This window comes from Spirulina subsalsa PCC 9445 (genome assembly GCF_000314005.1).
Classification (GTDB): Bacteria; Cyanobacteriota; Cyanobacteriia; order Cyanobacteriales; family Spirulinaceae; genus Spirulina_A; species Spirulina_A subsalsa.
In genome coordinates, this window is the sequence record NZ_JH980292.1 from 1,766,482 (window position 1) to 1,782,385 (window position 15,904).

The window sequence follows — 15,904 nt, forward strand, 5'->3', positions numbered from 1 at the left end:
CTTTTCACTTGATGCAAGACAAAATGCCTGAATTCTCTAAATCCTTTCACGGCTTGTTTCAAAATGGTAAACCTGCAAACCTCCTCTATCAAAGACTGGAAGAGGCTTTACAACAGGGAAGTAAGGTTCGGATTGAAACAAATAATGATAGTTTTACCGGGGTTCCCATTGAACTCGATGGCGAATTTGTCGAAATTCTAGCGTTATCTGTCCTAGAAGAAGAGGAGGAGGAAGAAACTGCATTTAGTCGTACCACTTGGCTGGTGCGCTTATCTTGTATTGAAGCTGTAGCCTATTCTAGTGAACACTGGTCTAAGGATCGTTTGGAGAATTTATTAGCTGGGGAAGACAAGGACGATTAAGAAGGCTTGTTGAATTAAGGAACGGGGAATTGGGAGTCAGGAGTCGGGAGTCGGGAAAAGGCAATAGTCAAGAGTTTTAGCTATTCACTATTCCCCCGCTCCCCTGCTCCCCCTCTCTTCCCCCGTTCCCCGTTCCCTTCGGTGATGAAACTGTCCCCCTCTTTGCTTTAATGGGGGGTTGTGCAAAAATGCTAATAATCAGCCTCAGCAAACGGAAGACCAGACTATGATCCACGATATTTTCATGCCTGCACTCAGTTCCACCATGACCGAAGGGAAGATTGTCTCTTGGGTCAAATCCCCCGGGGATAAGGTGGAAAAAGGGGAAACCGTGGTTGTGGTTGAGTCCGATAAAGCCGATATGGATGTTGAATCCTTCTATGAAGGATATCTCGCCGTGGTTTTGGTGGACGCAGGACAAGAAGCCCCCGTCGGCGCTCCCATTGCCTTGTTAGCGGAGACGGAAGCGGAAATTGAAACCGCCAAACAACAGGCCCCCTCTCAATCCCGTCCCGCTGCTCCCCAGAGCGCTCCGGCTCCGGTTGCTCCTGAACCGGGAATCGTTGCGGTAACGACTGCTTCGGTAGACACAACCTCAACAGATACAGGCAGTCGCAACGGCGGCCGCATTGTGGCCTCTCCTCGCGCTCGTAAGCTGGCGAAAACGCTCAAAGTGAAGTTATCCACCATTCAAGGCAGTGGCCCCCACGGTCGCATTGTGGCGGCGGATGTGGAAGCGGCTGCCGGAAAAGTCCCGACCCCAACGGTGGCGAAACCCTTAGCCATTAGTGATGACAGTGATTTTGTGATGGTGTCTCCCCCTGCTTTAAGCCCCACGAATACTCCGGGGGAAGTTAAGGCGATGAGTACCCTACAAAAGGCGGTAGTGCGGAATATGGTGGCCAGTTTGACGGTGCCAGAGTTCCGGGTGGGTTATACCATTACAACGGATGCGTTAGACCAACTGTATCAGCAAATTAAGTCGAAGGGTGTGACCATGACGGCGATGTTGGCCAAGGCGATCGCGGTCACGTTACAAAAACACCCTATCGTCAATGCTAGCTATGTACAGGACGGGATTCATTATGCCAGTCGGATTAATATTGCGATCGCCGTAGCCATCGGCAATGGGGGTTTAATTACTCCGGTCTTAAAAAATGTAGACCAAATGGACTTATATAGTCTCTCTCGGACTTGGAAAGATTTAGTCAATCGCGCCAGATCCAAGAAATTACAACCCGATGAGTACAACAGTGGCACCTTTACCATTTCTAACTTAGGGATGTATGGAGTGGATCAATTTGATGCCATTCTTCCCCCCGGTCAAGGGGCGATTATTGCCATTGGTGCATCCCGGCCTCAAGTGGTGGCCACGGAAGAGGGATTAATGGGGGTTAAACGGCAAATGCAGGTTAATCTCACTTGTGATCACCGGATTATTAGTGGGGCAGAAGCGGCCGCTTTCTTACAAGATTTAGCCCAGTTATTGGAAACCAATCCCCAATCTCTCACTTTGTAAGATTCAGGGTCTAATTAGGGGCTGGCTGAATAACTCTACTCGTGGGGCTAGGGAACGGGGAACGGGGGAGAGGGAATAGGGAATAGGGAATAGGGAATAATTCTTGATTCCTCAACTCTCGACTCCCTAGGGCGCAATGCTTGCGCCCCTACACCGACTCCCAACTCCCAACTCCCGACTCCCAACTCCCGCCTCCCCGTTCCCTAATGGTTAGCAATTCTCACTTGACCCAAGGAGGTGTTCTTGTTTGAGTCTGGGACATTGTGGACAAAAGTCCAAACAGCAACACAACACGCCCTAGGTCGGGGGGCGCTAAAGCCTATTCTGACCGATTGTGAAGTGGTGGAACAGGAAAATATTCCTTTTGTTGTGCGAATTTTATCAAATTTAGTCCGTAAGGAAAAAGCCCAGCAGAAACAAGTTCAAATAACCAAAAAACAAGGGAAATCCTTTAATCCATTTCTGCCCCATGACCCGGATTTATTTGTCACGGATCTATCAGAAACTCATTTCTGTTTACTGAATAAATTTAACGTGGTGGATCACCACCTGTTAATTATTACCAAGGCCTTTGAAGAACAGGAAAATTGGCTCAATTTACAGGATTTTATCGCTCTAGCTCACTGTTTAGCCGAGTTTGATGGGTTAGGGTTTTATAATGGGGGAAAATTGGCCGGAGCCAGTCAACCTCACAAACATTTACAACTGATTCCCTTTCCCATTTGTCAGTTGGGGGGAACCTTTCCCACAGAAAAAGCGATCGCCTCCGCCCAATTCAAGGGGGATATTGGCATCATCCCCGCCTTCCCCTTCCAGAATGCCTGTTATCCCCTAGAGGCGAGTTTATTAAAGACTCCTGAACAAGCGGCCGCCCAGATGTTAGCGGTGTATTATCGGTTGTTGCGATCGCTCGACTTCTTCCCCGAACATCCCCTCACCCCCCAACAAACCAAACCCTACAACTGTCTAATGACCCGGAATTGGATGTGGATAGTCCCCCGCACCCAAGCCGAATATCACACCATCCCCGTCAATTCCCTAGGCTTTGCCGGAACCTTCTTTGTCCGGAATGAGGAGCAACTGCAACAACTCAAAACATGGCAACCCCTCACCATTCTAAGCCAAGTAGCCAGTGGCTCTTGAATTGACATTACCCGATCCTTTGTCCGCTACTAGCGCGTCTTACCGTTTGGAAATAGGCAAAGCCGAAGTGTCCCACAGCTAAACCCTACGAATTTGCCCCTGTTCAATCTGCCAGCACTGATCGGCAATGGGGAATAATTCTCCCGCGTCGTGGGTGACAACCAACAGCGTCCAATGTTGCTTTAACTTCGCGAGTAATTTGGCTAATTGTTGACGCATTGACCAGTCTAAACCCGCCGTTGGTTCATCTAATAACAAAATATTCGGTTGACGGATTAATTGAACGGCCAAGGCTAGACGGCGCTGTTGTCCTCCGCTTAAATCATGGGGAGAAGTGGAAAGGGGTAAATGGTCTAAACCGACCTCTTCGAGCGCCCGTTTGACCTGTTCTGAGGTTAATTCTGGGTGTCCGAGTCGCAATTCTTCCAGTAAGTTACTGCCGCAAAAATGGCGTTCTGGGAACTGGAACACTAAACCCGCTAAATACTGTAATTCGTAAGCTTCTAAGACCTGACTTCCCCAGCCAATTTCTCCACTGGTGCGTTCTGCCAAACCTGAGACGATTTCCAAAAAGGTGGATTTTCCTGAACCACTAGGTCCGACGACTAAACCCAATTGTTGAGGAGTGAGTTCTAGGGAAATATTACTCAAAATGGGCGTAGGGGTGGCGGGGGGGTGATAACTCAGGTTTTTAATATAGAGCATTGAGGTTAAATCAAGACGGACGGCATAAGGTCTAGGTTAGGGCCTGCTGAAAAAACCGAACCCTAGACTCAACAAGGCAACAGGGAACAGATCATCTAAAACTGGCACAAGTGCCTATTCCCGACTCCCGATTCCCAACTCTCCGACTTATTCAGCAAGCTCTAGGTTAGGATGGCTTCAGGGTGGGGGTGGAACTAAGCTTTTAAGGATTCCGTCTCCCTATCTATTCAAATCTTATGCTCTCTTGTAGCTTACTGGGCTAGAAACTATTATGAACGTTTCCTTAACAGCAATTCAACGACTCTCACTCACGTTTTCCTCTGCGATCGCCCTTAGTTTAACTCTATGGGGTAATCCGGCCTTAGCGGGGGATCCTTTCCGCACCACCAACCCCCGCAATATTTCCGACACCACTGAGGCCGCTTTTGAGGCCTATTTTAAATATGGCAACTATCCCGATGCCGCACAAAAAATTGAGGCCGCTATTGCCGAAGGAACTAATGATCCCCTTGCTTTGTCTCTGCGTGCGGCCTTAGCCTTCCAACGGGATGATCTCGCCGCCTTCAAAAGCTATGCGGATCAAACCCTGGCGGCCGCTCAAGGTTTGATGAGTCAAGATCCCTTACGGGGGAATCTCTACACGGCCATTGGTCATTTTCTCGAAGGGACTTACACTTTTAAAACTCGCGGTCCCATTGGTGCGGTATCGAAACTTCAGGATGTGTTGCGCTACCTCCAAGCGGCGGAACGAGTGGATCCCAATGATCCAGAATTAAACATTGTGAAAGGCTACATGGATCTGCTGTTGGCGGTGAATGTCCCCTTTGTGAGTCCTGATAAGGCGATCGCGAACCTCCAACGCAACGCCGCCCCCTCCTACCTCGTCAACCGGGGGATTGCCTTAGCCTACCGGGATTTGGGAGAATACGACAAAGCCCAGGGCTACATTGAAAAAGCCCTCAGCGAAACCCCCAACAACCCCGAAGTGATTTATCTACAAGCCCAGATTCTCCATGAAAAGGGCAAACAGAACAATCAAGTCAGCGTCGTGCAGCAGTCGGTCCAACTCTTTGATAGTGCGATCGCCCAAAAAGACCAACTCCCCGCCGCCCTCATTCCCCAAATGGAACGAGAACGCCGCATTGCCCAAGAATGGCTGAATGAAAACTCCTAAAAACCGTGCTAACTTAGACAAAATATTCCCGTTCTAAGTCCATTCCGTGAAACTCAATTTCTCTCGTCTTGCTCAATACCCAGCACCTCTGAGGCTGGGTATTTTTATCCTCACCCTTGGCCTAGTCTGGGTGCCCTTCGCCCTCCCCCTCCACTGGTTTTTACGCCACGATGCCAACCTAGCCACCATCGTGACAATGGCCATCCTCTTCCTAGAATTCCTCATCCTCGTTCCCTTCTGGGGAAAAAAAGTCCACCGTCTCAAAACCCCTTTTGCTCACTATGGCCTCGCCCCCACCCTCCCCAACAGCCGAGAATGCCTCACAGGTTTAATCATCGGCCTTGTGCTTACCTTTAACTTATTTGGCCTCATGGTCGTTTTTGGCTGGGCTACCTTACACCCCTCCCCCCAAGTCCTCCAAGCGGCCACAGAGGGCATTTTCACCGCGTTAGGCGTTGGATTTGCCGAGGAATTATTCTTTCGAGGTTGGTTTTTAGATGAACTAGAGCGAGATTATCGACCCAACACCGTCTTATGGGCAAATGCCCTCATTTTTGCCGCCCTCCACTTCATCAAACCCCTCAACGAAATGATTCGCACTTTCCCCCAATTTCCCGGTCTGGTTTTACTTGGTCTTAATCTCGTCTGGAGTCGTTGGAAATACGGCAGTTTAGGAATGGCAATCGGACTCCACGCGGGCTTAATTTGGGGATATTACATTATTAATGTCGGGCAGTTGATTCAATATACAGATAACGTTTCCCCTTGGATTACTGGAGTAGACCGTAATCCCTTAGCGGGTCTATTAGGATTAATTTTTCTCGGTTTCTTGATGCTTTGGTTGAGTGATGCTCTCCAAGGATCAAAACCTTAATTCTGATTTGAATAAGAATCCGATAAGGGATCATTATCTTACCAACAAGATCGCACTATCTTTTGTCACAAAATATTTTTGTGGCTTTCTAATTTAGTAAGAACTTTATTATTTTTTCTATGATTCCCCAAAGATAAGGTGGGTAAATATTATAAGTTTTAATATCAAAGTGAGGCAATTTAAAAAAGAATAGAGTATAAACAAACAAGCTTAGGTAAGCCAGATAGAACTTCTCAATGAAGGGTTGAGAATAAATCCAATAAACTATTTTTTTGTAAACAAAATATAAAGGGAAAAAACAATTTATTATCCACTGGTTTCTATGACTGTAAAAAATTTCTAGCCGCACTAAGCTAGGAGTTAGCAAACATAAAACATAACTAATGGAAACAATAAAAAGCCATCTCCCCCAATCTAAGGCAATCAGGTAAAGGATACTTGTGCCAAGAAAAGGCAACAAAATATATTTAAAACTAAAACGAGTAAAAATTTCAATAGAGTTAGATTGAGAATGAATAGATAGATCAGGAGAGGTTTTTTCGTCAGAGTATCGGTTAAGAGAATAACCTAAAATTTTACAAGATATACGCATTAACAGAATCAGATTAATAGTAAATCCAAAAATCCAAAGGACAAAAGACATCCCATTATCCTGAAGAATGTTCATCTCAATTACTTCTTTAATAGCTTCCGATGTAGAAATTTGGAAGAATTCTAAGACACCGTGCATTTCTTCCTGACAGTTCGCCATTAACTCAGGGTATAGATGACTATACTCTTGCCATGATTCACAAATGCCTAATGCAATATTTTGATTGCCTTTAAAAAATAAACAAATAACGGAGACGACAAGGGTAGGAGCGTAAATAATCAATGTACGGTTTAGGGATTTAATGGGCGAAAAATTTAGGCTAATAACACTACTCGTAATAATCAGATTTAATGGCAATGATAAAAATAAGATAGCTTCATGAGTTAAGGCGGTTGGCACTGAAATTAAATTGTAGATTAGTCCTAACTTTATTGAGTAACGATTAATGGATTTGTGCTGATTGTAAAAATTAGGAGCTTCTTTATTTATAGAGTTTAAGACTGAAACAACGAGGAATAAATTAGCCATTAAACTTAAGAAAAAAAGAAACTCTTTACGACCGACGATGACCCTAGTATTTGCCGGGAAAAGAATCAGGACAGGTAAGAATAATAAAACGAGAAGAGATTCAAGATCGATGTATCTTTTGTATAGCTGGACTTTCCGAATATAGAGAAGAGAAAATAGTAAAAAAATTAAGTAAGAAAAAAATGTTAACGTCAGACCCGCATTAATATTATAGTTATCCTGTAAAAACAGCAAAATATGCCCACCTAATCCCCGTCGGACAAAGCCATTTCTGTAATGAATAAACCATTCAGCAAAAATATAATCGTGAAATTCTCGCTTAAGCAATAGGGAATTTATAAAATAGCCCGAAAATAGAATAATAAATCCATAAAAAACCAAGTTTTTCCATAAAAAACTCTGAGGATTATTTAAAATACTTTTACTGGCTTCTTTAAGTTTTTGATTAAATACCTGCATAGATGATCCTCTCTGACTGCAAGGAACAATCATTACGTTTCCCCTAAGCTAGCACAGTTTCAGAGGATGTCAACGGAGACGGCTTGATCCAGTAGTTTCAGGATTCCTGACTCATCAAACTCGGCACTGAGGGAGAGGAGGCGATCGCAAAATCCCTGATAGTCGTTATTCTCTGCCACCAGTTGTCTTGCTGCCTCTTCCAGTCCCCCAATATCCCCAATTCTTAAAGCTTGGTAGAAAATTTGCAATTTTTGATCCGGAGGAAAGACAAGAGGCTTTTCTTTTGTGAGGGGTTGAACGTCTTGCTCATACCTCCATTGTAACTTGAGATTTTGTTGAATATAACTGAGTAATTTTTCCAAGTCGATAGGCTTTTCTAAAAAACCATTGCATCCTGCTTTAAAGGCTAGACTTTGATCCGATAATGAAACACTCGCACTAGCGGCAATAATTGGCACAGTTGAAGAGTAAGACTGACGCACAGTTTTGACAAATTCATAACCATTCATCTCAGGCATTGCAATATCTGTAATGATTAAATCAGCTTGCCATTTTTCTAAAAGTTCCAAGCCTTCTCGCCCATTTTTTGCCTCTTTTATCTCAAACCCTAACGGTTTTAAAATATCTGTAATAACCATTCGGTTTACCACCTTGTCATCAACAATTAAGATTTTTTGCGTTTTCCCTCTGTAGCAAGTAATGCTACCTTGGTGAGACTGACTAGCCCTATTTATCCATTGATCAGAGATTGGGAAATCAAGGGTAAACCAGAACCGACTCCCTATGCCTAATGTACTTTGGACTTGTAGCTCACTCCCCATCAGTGCCACAATTTGACGGCAAATTGTTAAGCCTAAACCTGTTCCCTCGAAGCGTTTTGCTGTACTCCCAACTTGTTCAAAGGGCAGAAAAATTTGTGTAATTTGTTCGGGACTTATTCCTACTCCGGTATCTTCAATGGTAAAACGCAGAGTCACTGTTGAATCTAACCCAAAATTAGGATTATTGATGATAGTGTCTACCCTCTCAACTTTAAAAATAACTTGACCTATATTTGTAAATTTGATGGCATTCCCGAGCAAATTCAGCAAGACTTGTCGTAATCGTTTTTCATCGGCGTGGATTGCACTCGGTAGGTGTTCATCAAAGCTGGAACATAGAGTAATTCCTTGATGTTCAGCGCGAATTTTAGCGATTTCCGCCACACCCACTAGGAAAGCAGATAAATGAAAATCTGTAGGGTAGAGTTCCATTTTTCGTGCTTCTATTTTGGCCAGATCCAAAATATCATTAATTAGATTGAGTAAATGAGTACCCGCTTGAGCAATGACTTCTATCCCTTGACGATGTTCGTTTAAATCTTTAGCGCGATGGAGAATTTGTGCATAGCCTAAAATGCCATTGAGGGGAGTGCGTAATTCGTGGCTCATATTCGCGAGAAATTCGCTTTTAGCTTGATTGGCAGCGTCGGAGCTTTCTTTAGCTTCTGCGAGTTCTGCGGTGCGTTCTGCGACTTTTTGCTCTAGATTTGTAAAGGCTGTATCGAGTTGGTGAGCCATGTGGTTAAATACTTGAGCTAGGGTTTGAAATTCTGCGATCGCACCCCCGGAAACCTCCTGCTGTAAATTGCCTTCAGACATGGCCTCTGAGGACTCAATTAAGCGTAAAATCGACTGGCTAATCCAACGAGAGGTATAAATCCCCAAAAGGCTAGCCATGCCTAAAGCCGCGAGGCAGAGTAAAATTGTGGTGCGAGTATTGGCGTAAATTTGCGCCATAAAATCCTGCTCCGGCACAACAATCACAATTAGCCAATCTAGTCCCCATTCGTCTTGATAGGGGAGAATATGGAGAAATAGACGCTCTCCTTCGATCTCAATATCCAATTGATCTATCGCGGTAATTTGCTTAAAATTTCCGAATTTTTTCTGTAAAAATTTCGCGCTTTTTTTAATTAACAAATCCTCACTTTCTACCCCTAGTAAACGCTCATTTTTGCCCTCTTTTTCCTGAAACAATGGGTCATCGGTAGATGTGGCGACTAAAAGACCAGAACGTTCTATAATGAATGCCTCTCCCGTCTGACCAATTTCTAAATCTTCCAAAAAATCCCCAATTTGAGTAAGGATTAAATCAGCCCCAATAATGCCTAATAACTGTCCTTGAGCATCATAAAGGGGACGACTCGCTGTAATCGCTAATTCTTGACTGACTAAATAAGGATAAATTTCTGTCCAAATGGTTTTCCCGGCACGAACTCCAATTTGATACCATTCACGCTGTCGGGGATCGTAACTTGGCCCGGGATTTAATAATTCTAGCTGTTCTCCTGCTTCATCCAATAACCCAGAAGTGTTGAATGTTAGTAAAAAACTTGACAAAAAGCCCCTATTGTTTTAAAATAGGGGCTTACTTTTTTAAAAAAACTAATCCCTTGATTCTATCCAACTTTCCTCAAATTGTCAAACAATGCCTCGGTCATTTGCCTCAAGATGACTATCCCGTCTTAAATACTTTTAAATTCGTTTCCATTTGGCTTGAATTTGTTCTTGACCAGAGTCAAACCAGTATGAGAAGTCTCTTCAAGAGGCTTAATATTATGGGGGAGTCTGTTGATATTTCCACCTTTTCTAAAGCCAGTAAGTATCGCGATCCTCAAATTTTTTATCAATTGTGGGTTCATCTAACACAACAGTTTCTTAAACAGAATAAGATTCCATCCAATCAGCTACAACTTTTTCCCTTAGATTCAACCATTGTCACTCTCACCAGTAAGTTACTCTGGCATCAAGAAGTTCACCAAGTCAAGCTTTTTGCGGGTCTAAATCTCTTCACCGGAATTCCAGGCGGACTCTTCCTTCATTTTGGTCAAGGTCATGACTATAAATATGGCGATACAACCCTAGAATCAATTCCAGCTAATGGCGTTGGAATAATGGATAGAGGCTTTTTTAGCCTAATTCAAATTGCCCTGTTACAAAAGTTGAAGGATCGCTACTTCGTTCTGAGAATTAGGAACAATGTTCACTTAACTTTCCTAGATAATGGCAATTGTTTACTAGGCCAAGGTCGCGAACAAATTGAAGCTAGAGTCGTAAGTTTTAGCGACTTAGAGAAAAAGACTGAGTTTCGATTAGTAACGAACTTACCCGAGACGGGAGAAGGAGGAGTTAGCTCAGAAGAAATTGCCGAGTTTTATCGTTTGCGTTGGTCAATTGAGTTGCTTTGGAAATTTTTAAAGATGCACCTCAAATTAGATCGCCTCATCCCTAAAAATATCAACGGAATTGAAATCCAGATTTATAGTTGTCTGATTGCCTATTTACTTCTAAATATGCTCAAGATACCGACAGAGTTCGGTAAATCTTTATTGGATAAATTGCGATATTTACAGGCGTTTATGTGTCAAAAAATTAGCTATGTACACTGGTTTAGAGAGCTAGTGCCACCTGGTTAAATTTACCCCTTAACAGGGTTAGTGTGTCCATTTGTACTTAGTTCATAAGTACCGATTCAACACTTCTGCCAATAACCAAGTATTAAGATGATAGTTATTTCTCGCATCAGATACTTCTAAAATCAGAGACTGATCTTCCCGACGTGCTACCCCTACATAGTTTCGCGCTTCTGTTCCCAAGGAAATATAACTCACCGTTTTAAACTGCTGCATTTGTGCAAAAAAGTATTGTTCTAAACGGGGAATATCATTCACATCCAACAACCCTAAACGGATGGCGTCGGTGTTAATTTTATTAACTAACAAGGGAATCTCTAAATAACTACTAACTCTCTCTTTAATGCGTTTAGCTAACTCGGTGTGTAATTGACTCGCCAAATCATTAACCGCTTTTTGTCCATTGCGGAAAGATAACCACCCGGTTAAGCCTACTATTGTAAATGTTTGTAACAAGAACGGTACAATTAAGACCAAGCGCAAATGTAGTTTCATCACTATAGTCCCAAGGAAGAAGTTTAAGTTAACAGAAGTTAAAGCTAATCCTGTTTGTACAATACAGGCGTAAATTGAGCAGGTTTTGACCCTCGTTAACCCACTTAGTTTGTGATTACCAGCCGGAAGTATTTGGGAAATTGGACTGATCTAATAAGTCTTAACCCTATCTTTACAATAACTTAAAGCGAATAGTGTATTTTTGACCTATAATATCACTATTCAGAAAGAATTCACTCTCTTAAAGCTTTCAAGACTTTTTGTATATGTAGATACTTTATTGTTTCCCTTTTTGTATTGAACCTGACTCCAAAAACCTGGCCTAAAATCCCTGACTCTAAATCCCTGACTCTAAATCTCTGACTCTAAATCCCTGAGTCTAAAGCCCTAACTGGTTTTTGAACCAACTTCAATTAACGATTATTCAACCTTTAAAGTCAACCGAAAAAATACGGAACTGTAGACCAACAATAATCGATTATTGATTTATCACTTGCCAAGAGGTTAATCATGTTTGAAGGAATAGAATCCAGTACTATTCTGGTAGTTGAAGATAACCCAACAAATATTAAGGTTGTGTTCAATTTACTGAGAGATGTAGGGTTGCGGGTTTTAATTGCTAAAGATGGAGAAAGCGCACTGAAGAAACTGGAAGATGTACTACCAGACTTAATTTTACTAGATGTCATGATGCCGGGGATTAGTGGGTTTGAAACTTGTCGTTTGATTAAAGATAACCCTTCCACACAAGGCATCCCAGTTATTTTTATGACAGCCTTAGCAGATACAGAAAATAAAATGAAAGGCTTTGAATTGGGGGCTGTAGATTATATCACTAAACCGTTTCAGCAAAATGAAGTTTTAGCTCGGGTTAATCTTCATCTTAAACTGTGTAAACTTACTCAAGAATTGGAAGAAAAAAATCGAGAGTTGCTAGACCTTAACTTGTGCCTAGAGGAAAAAGTAGAACAAAAAACATTTGAGATTAAATCCATGCAGTCCCAGTTAGTTTTACACGAAAAGATGTCATGTTTGGGACAGTTAATTGCGGGGATTGCTCATGAAATAAAGAATCCCATTGGTTTTATTGAAGGCAACCTTAAACCTGCCTATGATTATGCTGAAAATTTGATTAATCTAGTCAAGTTATATCAGACCTATTATCCTCAACCTGTTTCCGAAATCCGAGAAAGATTAGTAGATATGGAGTTTGACTATGTGGCGGAAGATTTTCCCCAGCTTTTGCAGTCTCTAGAAGAAGGCACAAAACGAGTGACTTATATTAGTCAAGCCATGGGGAAATTTTGCCGTTCTGATCAGAGGTTGCCGGAAATGTTTGACATTCATGAAGGTCTAGATAGTACGCTGTTAATTCTTAAGCATCGTCTACAGGGGAATGAACAACGATCCGCTATTCAGGTGATTAAAGATTATGATAAATTGCCTCTGATCACCTGTTTTCCGGGTCAATTAAATCAGGTGTTTATGAATGTGTTAGCGAATGCCATTGATGCTTTAGATGAAGTTTATCAGCAAGGGGAACGGTCTGGAGGGGACAATCAGGGGAATTGTATTATTATCCAGACCCGTTATGTTGAGGCAGATCGGCAAGTTTGGATTACGATTCAGGATAATGGGGTGGGAATTTCTCCCGCGATTCAAAAGCAGATTTTTGATTATCTGTTCACGACTAAAAAAGTTGGCAAAGGAACGGGGTTGGGCTTAAGTATTACTCGTGAAGTCATGGAACACCATCAAGGAAAAATTGAGGTTGAATCTATTCCTAATCACGGAACAACCTTCCGTTTAAAATTGCCAATTGAGGTTTCTTTTTACCCGGATCATTCTGTTGAAGTGAGTTGAGGGTTAGGTTAATGAGTGACGGGACAGAATATCAGTCGATGAGTCAAGAATTGCAAATTTCTGAAGCAAAATATCGCCTTTTGTATGAGGGGTTACAGGATGCTGTCCTGTTGTATGATCAAAGGATTATTAGCTGTAATCGAGCTACTTTGGCAATGTTTGGCTATGAGTCGGAGGCGGAATTGTTGGGTAAGTTACCGTCGGATTTATCGCCACCGACACAGCCAGATGGTCAAGATTCTAAGATAGCTGCTTTCGCGGCGGTGGAAAAGGCAATTACAGAGGGAGAATATCGCTTTGAGTGGCAACACCGACGACGCAATGGGGAGGAGTTTTGTGCTGAGGTGTGGTTAGCAACGCTGGATTTGGGTGAACAACAGGTGATTCAGGCGGTGGTGCGGGATATTAGTCAACGCAAACAACGAGAAGCGGCACTAGAGGCAGCGAAAGAAGCAGCGGAGGTGGCGAATCAGACAAAAAGCGAATTTCTGGCGAATATGAGTCACGAGTTAAGAACTCCCCTTAATGGGATTCTTGGCTATACCCAAATTCTACAACGCACGGACAATCTAAATATTCATCGAGAAGGTTTAAGTGTAATTTATCAATGCGCAACGCATTTATTAACGCTGATTGAAGATGTGTTAGATTTTGCCAAAATTGAGGCCAGAAAATTAGAACTTCTGCCGACTAATTTTCATCTCCCTTCCTGTTTATTAAGTGTGATGGAGATGTCTCGTATCCGTGCTGAGGAGAAAGATATTCATTTTTTCTATGAGATTCCTCCGGATCTGCCGGAGGGAGTACAAGGGGATGATAAACGACTGCGACAGGTGTTAATTAATTTATTAACCAATGCCGTTAAGTTTACGGAAAAAGGTCAGGTTTTATTCAAGGTGACTCTTTTAGAACAAACAGGGGAACAAGTCTCTCTTCGTTTTCAGGTTAAGGATACGGGAATTGGTATTCCTAGCTGTTACTTAGAACAAATTTTTCTCCCGTTTGAACAAGTAAGCTTGTCTCATCATCACACGGAAGGAACGGGTTTAGGATTAGCCATTAGTCAACATATTGCTCGAACCATGGGGAGTGAAATTCAGGTCATTAGTCAGGTGGGAAAAGGGAGTGACTTTTGGCTAGATTTAACCTTTCCCATTGTGGAAGAATGGGTTAAAACGGCTGTTGTACAAGAGGGGGAGTTAATTACAGGTTATATTGGGGAAACGCGCAAGGTTTTGATTGTGGATGATAAGGAGGTGAACTGCGCGATTTTGTTGGATATTCTGCATCCTCTGGGTTTTGAATGCCAAGTGGCACGAGATGGAAAAGAGGGATTGGCGATCGCACAAAACTTTCAGCCTGACCTGATTTTAACCGATTTGGTCATGCCCAGTCTAGATGGGTTTGAAATGACTCGTCGCTTACGAGAACAGGAGAGATTTAAAGATACGATTATTTTAGCCCTGAGTGCCAGTGTGTTAAATAATGATCAGGCGAAAAGTTTAGCGGTGGGGTGTAATGGTTTTGTGTCGAAGCCGATTGATATTTCAAAACTTTTGCAAACTCTCCATCAACTATTACAAATTGAGTGGGTTTACGCTACAACTGAGGTTAACCTCAGTTCTCCTTTGCCAGAATTACCTTTAATTATCCCCCCTTCTTCTGTTCTGGAACGCCTTCATCAATCTGCTAAAATTGGTGATATTGCTGCCGTTGAAGGAGAAGCCCAAGAACTTAAAGCGTTAGATGCAAAATATGAATCATTTTGTGTTAAACTGTTAGAATTAGCTCATGATTTTGATGATCAAGGAATTGTAAAGTTTATAGAATCTTTATCTACAAATTTGTCAGCAAAATTGCCTGCAAATTGATGATAAATGCTCAAGAAATAATCAACGGCTTCCTGATTTTGAAAAAACTCAAAATCCTGAGACTTTAATAATGTTTTGCTGCTGGTTTCGTAAAACTTAACGGACAGAGTTCCTTGCTCAAACTCTGAGGTATTGGCATTTACATATAATATCAGTAAATACTTTTGTTCTGCCTGCTTAAAAGATATCGGAAATAAGACCTGATCTGTAGTTGGGTTCACACCGTAATTTTTTAACCCAGTTTGTTGGACATATTCACTGTTATTGCCTAAATAGTTTTTGGCAGCTTTAGCAACAACAGAAATATTAGCTGACTTAAGCTTTTCGCCAATATCTAAGACTAATTTAGTGTGATTTTCTACATTTTGCTTATGATGCAAACTGAGCAAAGCTACATTTTTAAGTTGCTCACTATAGAGTTTATTTAAAAATTCGTGTTCATCTTGTAACTCTTTAAGTTCCTTGGCTTGTTCCCGTAACAGGAAATTTTCTTGCTCTAACTGTTCAACCTGTTGTTGTAACATTATAACCCGAGCTTCTAAGGCCTGAATCCGTTGTTTTAACTGGGGGGTACTCAGTTCATCTAACCAACGTTGACGAGTGTTTTGCATCCGTTGGAGACGGGTTTCTAATTTGGTGATCTGTTTTTGCCATTGTGCCTGATGGAGGGGATCTCGCTCACACCTGCTGTAAGCATGATTAACGCTCGCTTTCAGGAGTTCGATTTCTAGATCCAGATTAACTAATCGTTCGGCAAGGGGGTTTCGTTCTTCGGTCATAATGTTACCCTGACTCATCGAAAATTTTGGGTCTGAAACTCCGCCCTTTGAAGGCAGCTTTGCTGTCAAATGGCGACACATTTACG

13 protein-coding genes are annotated in these 15,904 nt (G+C 42.4%); 8 read left to right on the forward strand and 5 right to left on the reverse strand.

Annotated features, from left to right (window positions below; translation table 11 throughout):
• Positions 1-23: 23 nt before the first annotated feature.
• From SPI9445_RS0108225 to SPI9445_RS0108235, 3 genes are all read left to right on the forward strand, one after another.
• The gene (locus SPI9445_RS0108225) at positions 24-362 is read left to right on the forward strand and encodes a hypothetical protein (protein WP_100227137.1); all 339 of its coding nucleotides are present in this window, start codon (positions 24-26) and stop codon (positions 360-362) included.
• 226 nt (positions 363-588) lie between these two features.
• Positions 589-1,881, forward strand: a complete 1,293-nt coding sequence (locus SPI9445_RS0108230; RefSeq protein WP_017304259.1) for a dihydrolipoamide acetyltransferase family protein — start codon at positions 589-591, stop codon at positions 1,879-1,881.
• 237 nt (positions 1,882-2,118) lie between these two features.
• A complete protein-coding gene (locus tag SPI9445_RS0108235; RefSeq protein WP_026079620.1) occupies positions 2,119-3,024 on the forward strand; it encodes an ATP adenylyltransferase family protein in 906 nt (301 codons plus the stop codon).
• A gap of 78 nt (positions 3,025-3,102) precedes the next feature.
• Here the strand turns inward: SPI9445_RS0108235 and SPI9445_RS0108240 are convergent, their stop codons facing one another.
• Positions 3,103-3,729: an ABC transporter ATP-binding protein gene (locus SPI9445_RS0108240; protein WP_017304261.1), complete on the reverse strand. Its 627-nt coding sequence runs from the start codon at positions 3,727-3,729 to the stop codon at positions 3,103-3,105.
• 271 nt (positions 3,730-4,000) lie between these two features.
• Between SPI9445_RS0108240 and SPI9445_RS0108245 the strand changes: the two genes are divergently transcribed.
• Together SPI9445_RS0108245 and SPI9445_RS0108250 are read left to right on the forward strand one after the other, a co-directional pair.
• The gene (locus SPI9445_RS0108245; protein ID WP_017304262.1) at positions 4,001-4,903 is read left to right on the forward strand and encodes a Sll0314/Alr1548 family TPR repeat-containing protein; all 903 of its coding nucleotides are present in this window, start codon (positions 4,001-4,003) and stop codon (positions 4,901-4,903) included.
• 46 nt (positions 4,904-4,949) lie between these two features.
• Positions 4,950-5,777, forward strand: a complete 828-nt coding sequence (locus SPI9445_RS0108250; RefSeq protein WP_026079621.1) for a CPBP family intramembrane glutamic endopeptidase — start codon at positions 4,950-4,952, stop codon at positions 5,775-5,777.
• An 88-nt stretch (positions 5,778-5,865) separates the two neighbouring features.
• Here the strand turns inward: SPI9445_RS0108250 and SPI9445_RS0108255 are convergent, their stop codons facing one another.
• Together SPI9445_RS0108255 and SPI9445_RS24870 are read right to left on the reverse strand one after the other, a co-directional pair.
• Positions 5,866-7,356 (reverse strand): hypothetical protein, encoded by a 1,491-nt coding sequence (locus tag SPI9445_RS0108255; RefSeq protein ID WP_017304264.1) that lies wholly within the window; start codon positions 7,354-7,356, stop codon positions 5,866-5,868.
• Positions 7,357-7,415: 59 nt separating this feature from the next.
• Entirely contained in the window at positions 7,416-9,737 is a 2,322-nt protein-coding gene (locus SPI9445_RS24870) for a hybrid sensor histidine kinase/response regulator (RefSeq protein ID WP_083883510.1), read from the reverse strand.
• Positions 9,738-9,793: 56 nt separating this feature from the next.
• On the opposite strand from SPI9445_RS24870, the gene SPI9445_RS0108265 reads away from it, so the two are divergent.
• The gene (locus SPI9445_RS0108265) at positions 9,794-10,813 is read left to right on the forward strand and encodes an IS4 family transposase (protein ID WP_026079427.1); all 1,020 of its coding nucleotides are present in this window, start codon (positions 9,794-9,796) and stop codon (positions 10,811-10,813) included.
• A 42-nt stretch (positions 10,814-10,855) separates the two neighbouring features.
• Here the strand turns inward: SPI9445_RS0108265 and SPI9445_RS0108270 are convergent, their stop codons facing one another.
• A complete protein-coding gene (locus SPI9445_RS0108270; protein WP_017304266.1) occupies positions 10,856-11,305 on the reverse strand; it encodes a hypothetical protein in 450 nt (149 codons plus the stop codon).
• A 510-nt stretch (positions 11,306-11,815) separates the two neighbouring features.
• On the opposite strand from SPI9445_RS0108270, the gene SPI9445_RS24875 reads away from it, so the two are divergent.
• Positions 11,816-13,168, forward strand: a complete 1,353-nt coding sequence (locus SPI9445_RS24875; protein ID WP_017304267.1) for a hybrid sensor histidine kinase/response regulator — start codon at positions 11,816-11,818, stop codon at positions 13,166-13,168.
• A gap of 11 nt (positions 13,169-13,179) precedes the next feature.
• Positions 13,180-15,039: a PAS domain-containing hybrid sensor histidine kinase/response regulator gene (locus tag SPI9445_RS24880; RefSeq protein ID WP_017304268.1), complete on the forward strand. Its 1,860-nt coding sequence runs from the start codon at positions 13,180-13,182 to the stop codon at positions 15,037-15,039.
• On the opposite strand, the gene SPI9445_RS0108285 is transcribed toward SPI9445_RS24880, so the two are convergent.
• Positions 14,973-15,836: a hypothetical protein gene (locus SPI9445_RS0108285; protein WP_164674490.1), complete on the reverse strand. Its 864-nt coding sequence runs from the start codon at positions 15,834-15,836 to the stop codon at positions 14,973-14,975. The two genes, SPI9445_RS24880 and SPI9445_RS0108285, sit on opposite strands and share 67 nt — an antisense overlap.
• Positions 15,837-15,904: the final 68 nt, after the last annotated feature.